The organism is Streptomyces sp. NPDC059008 (genome assembly GCF_042749045.1).
Taxonomy (GTDB): domain Bacteria; phylum Actinomycetota; class Actinomycetes; order Streptomycetales; family Streptomycetaceae; genus Streptomyces.
In genome coordinates, this window is the sequence record NZ_JBHYJC010000065.1 from 22,455 (window position 1) to 28,454 (window position 6,000).

Annotated in this window: 7 protein-coding genes; 2 read left to right on the top strand and 5 right to left on the bottom strand. The window is 72.9% G+C overall.

Annotated elements, in window-relative coordinates:
- The first annotated feature begins 162 nt into the window (after nucleotides 1–162).
- Nucleotides 163–1,092: a ScbA/BarX family gamma-butyrolactone biosynthesis protein gene (locus ACFWZH_RS36725; RefSeq protein ID WP_384441868.1), complete on the top strand. Its 930-nt coding sequence runs from the start codon at nucleotides 163–165 to the stop codon at nucleotides 1,090–1,092.
- 129 nt (nucleotides 1,093–1,221) lie between these two features.
- On the top strand, nucleotides 1,222–1,986 hold the full coding sequence (locus ACFWZH_RS36730; RefSeq protein ID WP_384441871.1) for an SDR family NAD(P)-dependent oxidoreductase: 765 nt from the start codon (nucleotides 1,222–1,224) through the stop codon (nucleotides 1,984–1,986).
- A 29-nt stretch (nucleotides 1,987–2,015) separates the two neighbouring features.
- Here the strand turns inward: ACFWZH_RS36730 and ACFWZH_RS36735 are convergent, their stop codons facing one another.
- From ACFWZH_RS36735 to ACFWZH_RS36755, 5 genes are all read right to left on the bottom strand, one after another.
- Complete coding sequence (locus tag ACFWZH_RS36735) at nucleotides 2,016–2,756, bottom strand: 2OG-Fe(II) oxygenase (protein ID WP_384441874.1); 741 nt, start codon at nucleotides 2,754–2,756, stop codon at nucleotides 2,016–2,018.
- Between the two features lie 75 nt (nucleotides 2,757–2,831).
- On the bottom strand, nucleotides 2,832–3,350 hold the full coding sequence (locus tag ACFWZH_RS36740; RefSeq protein ID WP_384441877.1) for a methylated-DNA--[protein]-cysteine S-methyltransferase: 519 nt from the start codon (nucleotides 3,348–3,350) through the stop codon (nucleotides 2,832–2,834).
- A 119-nt stretch (nucleotides 3,351–3,469) separates the two neighbouring features.
- Entirely contained in the window at nucleotides 3,470–4,951 is a 1,482-nt protein-coding gene (locus tag ACFWZH_RS36745; protein ID WP_384441880.1) for an AlkA N-terminal domain-containing protein, read from the bottom strand.
- 158 nt (nucleotides 4,952–5,109) lie between these two features.
- On the bottom strand, nucleotides 5,110–5,289 hold the full coding sequence (locus ACFWZH_RS36750; protein WP_384441883.1) for a hypothetical protein: 180 nt from the start codon (nucleotides 5,287–5,289) through the stop codon (nucleotides 5,110–5,112).
- Between the two features lie 121 nt (nucleotides 5,290–5,410).
- A complete protein-coding gene (locus ACFWZH_RS36755; RefSeq protein WP_384441886.1) occupies nucleotides 5,411–5,638 on the bottom strand; it encodes a hypothetical protein in 228 nt (75 codons plus the stop codon).
- Between the last annotated feature and the right edge of the window lie 362 nt (nucleotides 5,639–6,000).

Consider the following 6,000-nt stretch of genomic DNA (forward strand, 5'->3'; position numbering starts at 1 on the left):
CACCAGCCTATTTCCCCTTTCCCCCAGCCCGGCATTGAAAATAAAACCGGATGGTACGTATCTTAACAGCGATGGACCTCATCCCGTAGAGACCGCCTGGGGGCAGCCGTGAGCGATGCGTTGCACGTCAGCGACACAATTCAGCGCGAAGCCCCGGATCACATGCCACTGGAATCCGGTCAGCGCGCCGCGACCCGGCCCCTTCCCGGAGACCCGGTCCGCCGCGAGTACGTGCACCGCCCCATCGTCGACGACATTCTGGTCTCCTCCTGGCGCAGACTGGACGACTCCCACTTCTCGGTCACCGCCCAGTGGCCCACCGACCACGGATACTTCACCGTCAACCAGGACGGCCGCCACCTCATCCTCATCGGTGAGACCATCCGCCAGGCGGGGCTGCTGCTCTCCCACACCGAACTCGGCGTGCCGGTCGGCCACCACTTCATCCTGGGCGACCTGATCTTCGCCACGCACTCCCCGCACCTCGACGCCGGGGACCGTGCCACGCCCCTCACGATCGACGTCGTCTGCAGCCAGATGCGCATGCGGGCCGGCACGCTGACCAGCGGCCGGTTCGACATGACCCTGCGCTCGGCGGGGCGGATCGTGGCGACCGGCCACTCCCATGTCACCGTCACCTCGCCCGCCGTCTACCGCCGGATCCGCGGCGAACGGCTGACCGCGCGGCGCGCCCCCGGACCGCTCCCGGCATCCGTCCCGCCCCAACTGACCGGCAGCGCCACCGCCCACGACGTCCTCCTCTCCCCCACCGACCGGCCCGATCGCTGGCTGCTGCGCATCGCGCCCGACCACGCCGCGGTGGTGAACCCGGCGAACGATCATGTTCCCGGCATGGTGCTGCTCGACGCGGCGCAGCAGGCCGCCCACGCCCTGACCGCACCCGACGGCTTCGTGCCGTACGCCCTCGGCACGGAGTTCCTCCGGTACGCCGAGCACGGCACCCCCTGCGTGATCGAGGCCCGCTGGGTTCCGCCGGCTCTGCCCTGCACCAGAATGGTCCAGGTCACCGGCTTGCAGGACGGTGAGCCGGTGTTCGTCTCCACCCTCACGGCACTGGACGCCCGCGGCTGACGGCACAGCTCACCGGCCGCACGCGCCGACCGCCTCGCGCCTGCACGTGCACCCGCCGTCGCCACCCGGCGGGGGGGCCGAGCCGGTGACGGCATGCCCGCCACAAGCACAGGAAAGGCCTTTACGACCATGGGTGACCTCAAGGGGAAGACCGCGCTGGTGACCGGCTCCAGCCGGGGTATCGGCCGGGCCATCGCACAGCGCCTGGCCCAGGACGGCGCCCTGGTCGCCGTCCACTACGGCAGCAACGACACCGCGGCCAAGGAGACGGCCGAAAGCATCACCGGCGCCGGCGGCCAGGCGGTCGTCATCGGCGCGGAGCTGGGGATCCCAGGCGATGCCGAGGCACTCTTCGCCGCCTTCGACGCCGAACTCGCCGCCTACGGGGCCGAGCCCGGCCTCGACATCCTCGTGAACAACGCGGCACTCAACTTCCCCGGGCGGATAGACCAGGTGACTCCCGAGGAGTTCGACCGGACCCTCGCGGTGAACACCAAGGCCCCGCTCTTCATCGCCCAGCACGGTCTGCGCCGGATGCGGGACGGCGGACGCATCATCAACGTCTCGTCGGCGGTGACGAGTACGGCCCACCCCTCCCAGATCGCCTACAGCATCGCCAAGGGCGGGCTGGACACCCTCACGCTCGCCCTCGCCAAGGAGCTCGGCGACCGCGGCATCACGGTCAACACCCTCGCCCCCGGCTGGGTCGAGACCGATGTGACCGCGGTGCGCAGGTCGACTCCCGAGGGGCGGGCCGCGCTGGCGGCCTATTCGGTGTTCAACCGGATCGGCAAGCCCGCCGACATCGCGGACGCCGCCGCGTTCCTCGCGTCGGACGACTCCCGCTGGATCACCGGCCAGCGCATCGACGTCACCGGCGGCTCCCTGCTCTGACCCCGTCGGGCACATCCCTGGGCCGGACCTCAGGCGTCGTGGAAGACCAGTCCCAGGGAGTGCCGGCGGCCGGAGCGGACGGTGCTGACTCCGTGGCGTACGGCCCCGGCCGACCAGCCCCGGGCGGAGCGTACGGGGCGGTCCCGGGTGGTGAAGATCAGGCCGTGGCCCGGTGGCAGGACGGTGGTGGTGCCGCGGGACTGGGCCCGCGGCCGCTGCTCGACCAGGAGGAACTCCCCGCCGGTGTAGTCGGCGCCCGGCTCGTCCAGGCCGATGACGACCTGGAGCGGGAAGACCATCTCCCCGAACAGGTCACGGTGCAGCGCGTTCCAGTCGCCCGCACCGTAACGCAGCAGGATCTGCGAGGACTTGGTCTGGCCGGCTTCGTGGCACCGGGCGAGCCACTCCCCCAGGGTGTCCGGCCAGGGCGCCGGCCTGCCGAGCCGGTCCGCCCAGTCGCGGGCGGTCCTCAGCAGATACGGGTAGAACGCCTCCCGCAGCGCCTGGACCGGTCCGGGCAGCGGGTCGGCGAAGTAGCGGTACTGGCCCGAGCCGAAACGGTGCCGGGCCATGTCGACGGTCGAGCGGAAGCGGTCGGCGTCGTCGTACAGGGCGACCAGGGCGCGGCGGTCGGCCGGAGTGAGCAGACGCGGGGTCAGGGCGCACCCCGTGGCGTCGAGTTCCTCCCCGATCGCCGTCCAGTCGGCGGCCGCGACCCGGTCGGCGAGGACCGCGTGGCGGGTTCGGCGCTTGGTGGTCGTGGTGGTCATGGCGGGCTCCCGTGGGGCGTCGGCGTTCAGGGGCGGCCGGGGCAGCGAGAACGGCCTGCCGGGCGGCGGGCGCGCTCAGGCCGCGTCCGGTACGGCGCCCTCCAGGCCGAGGAGCTGCCGCTTGCGTTCCGGCCCGCCCGCATAGCCCGAGAGGGATCCGTCCGCGGCGATCACCCGGTGGCAGGGCCGGACGACGAGCAGCGGATTGGCGCCGATCGCCGTGCCGATGGCGCGTACCGCGCCGCGCGCCGCACCGATGTCGGCGGCGATCCCTCCGTAGGTCGTCGTGGTCCCGTACGGAATCGCCTCCAGCGCCTGCCACACGCGCCGCTGGAAGTCCGTGCCCGTGCGCGGGGTGGCGGCGAACTCGATGTCGAAGCGGGTCAGCGTCCCGTCGAAGTAGGCGCGCAGCTGGCGCGCGATCTCGGCGAACGCCTCGGGGGTGTGCGTCCAGTCGTCCTGGACGGTCGCGCCGCCCTTCTGTCCGGGCACGGTCAGCGAGGCGAGTGCGGTGCCACCGGGGGCGGTGGCCGATTCCTCGCCCACCAGGAGGAGTTCACCCAGCGGGCTGTCGAGCATGGTGTAGCGCGTCATGGTCCTGTTCTTTCCGTTTCTTTCCGTGGTCTGCGGACGTGGGTCGGTAGGGGGTCGGTGGGTGGGCGGTCTGCGGAGGGGGTTCGTTCCGGCTACGGGCGGTGCCGCGGTGCCGGGCCTCACCCCGCTGCGGCCGGCGCGTTCCAGAAGTGGTGCATCGCGTAGGAGCGCCAGGGGCGCCAGGCCCGCGCACGGACCTGCAGATCGTCCGTCGGAGCCCCGGCCCGGCGCATTCCGGCGCGTACCGCCGCGTCGCCGGACAGCAGCACATCGGGGTCCGCCAGGGCGCGCATCCGGATGTAGCCGGCGGTCCAGGGGCCGATGCCGCGCAGGCCGAGGAGCCGGCGCTCGGCCTCGATCCGGTCCGCCCCGGCGTCGAGGGTGACGGTGCCGTCGGCGAGCGCGGCGCCGAGGGTGCGCAGGGTGTTCCGGCGCTGCTCGGGCATGCCGAGTCCGGCGAGCGAGGCCTGCGCCAGGTCCTCGGCACGCGGGAAGAGATGGGTCAGCCCGCCCGCCGCTTCGGGCAGTGGCTCCCCGTACGCGGCGACCAGCGCGCCGCCGAGCGTACGTCCCGCGGCGACCGAGATCTGCTGGCCGAGTACCGCGCGGACGGCGAGCTCGTGCGGGGCGGGCGTGCCCGGGGAGCGCAGCCCCGGGCGCTGGGCCACCAGCGGGGCCAGGGCCGGGTCCGCGGCGAGCCGCTCGGCCACCGCGTACGGATCGGCGTCCAGATCGAAGAGACGGCGCACCCGCTGGCTCGCGGTGGTCAGATCGCGCAGCTCGGTCAGGTGCAGCCGGCACTCCAGCCAGCCGGCTCCGGGCGACTCGTCGACCTCGGCGACGCCGAGGCCGTTCGGCAGCCGCAGGGTGCGCCGGTAGGTACGGGCCCCCAGCTCGCCGGTCACCTCCTCGACGCCGGTGATCGCGCGCCGCTGGAGGTGGTCGAAGATCTCCCGCGCGGCGTACGGTCCGCGGTAGGCCAGCCGCAGCGGCAGTACGCCGGGGGTGGGGGGCGGAACCGTCGGGCCGCGTCGGGGCGCCTTCCCGGGGCGGGCGGCGCGCAGCGCGCTCGGGGTGAGCGCGTAGATCTCCTTGATGGTGTCGTTGAACTGGCGCACGCTGGCGAACCCGGCCGCGAAAGCGACCTCGGCGACCTGCAGGCCGGTGGTCTGCAGCAGGACCCGGGCGGTGTGGGCGCGTTGCGCCCGCGCCAGCGCCACCGGCCCGGCGCCCAGCTCCGCGGCCAGTTGCCGCTGCACCTGCCGCGCGCTGTAGCCGAGCCGCGCGGCCAGTCCGGACACCCCCTCCCGGTCGACCACCCCGTCGCCGATCAGCCGCATGGCGCGGCCGACGACATCGGCACGGGCATTCCACTCGGCCGAGCCGGGCACCGCGTCGGGCCGACAGCGGCGGCAGGCGCGAAAGCCCGAACCCTGCGCGGCCGCCGACGTCGGGAAGAAGGTGACATTGCGCCGCCGGGGCGTGGTGGCCGGGCAGCTCGGCCGGCAGTAGATCCCGGTCGTGGACACGGCGAAGAAGAACGCACCGTCGAACCTGGCGTCTCTGCTGCGCACCGCCTCGTACCTGCTGTCCTCGTTCATCACAGGGTCCACTGTGCGGCAGGCCGGGCGGCGATGCTGGCGGAAATCGGACGGGGCGCTCGGACGCCGGGGACCGCGCCGACGGCCGTGCCGACGACGTGCGGACAGTGGTGGGCAAGGTCGTGCGGACGTCTATGGCGTCGCCCTACGGCCTCGCCTTATGACGCCACCACGGTGAGGAGCACCAGGATCAGGACGATCACCAGGGTCTCCCAGCGCATGGCTCTGCGTATGACGTCCAGACTCGCCGGCGCACCGGATCCGGATCCGCTCCTCGTCGCGCCGCCGGCGTCATAGGAGTTGTCGCCGCCGGAGCCGCCGTCCCCGCTGTCGCTCATGCCCAGCCCCCGTTCCTCTGCATCATTGCCCCGACCACGACGTGACCGCTGTCCCTGTCATTCATACCCCCCACCACTGACAGCGCGGTGGGCACCCCTCGCGGCAACCGATGGTCGCGCGTCACGGCGACGGCATCGGCCAGTCGTCCAGCGAGCCGCCACGCCACTCGACGAGACGGGGATCGTCGAGCCGGATGTCCTCGGCCGGGTCGGCGACTCCCGCGCGACGGAGGAACTCGGCAACATCGCCGCGGCCGTGTGCCAGGCCGACGATCTGCCCACGTACGGTCACCCGTCGACCACCAGAGGGCGTCGGCGGGTGCACGATGACAGGCGGATGCTCGGACATGCCTCCAGCGTGCGCCGGGCTCCGCACCCCCGCACCTCGGCAGCCCCCGCAGGCGTCAATCCTCGCCGCGGTGCCGTGGACGGCATGACGAAGCCCCGGCCAGACGGGGGGAACTGGCCGGGGCTTCGGGGCGGGTGCGTCGCCGCACCGCACACCCGATTGAACGGTAAACAACGCATTGCCGTTCTGTGAAGGGAGCGTGAGGATCGTCACGTCCCGAAATACCCCCGATAGACAGGGCGCGCCCCGATGCAGGCGACGTGCCCCGATACCTGAACCGGCGCCGCGACTGCAGTGCGGCAGCACCGGCGGCCGGCCGGTGTAGGGCGGGCGGGGGAGCCACCCGGGCCGGGTACGGGTTA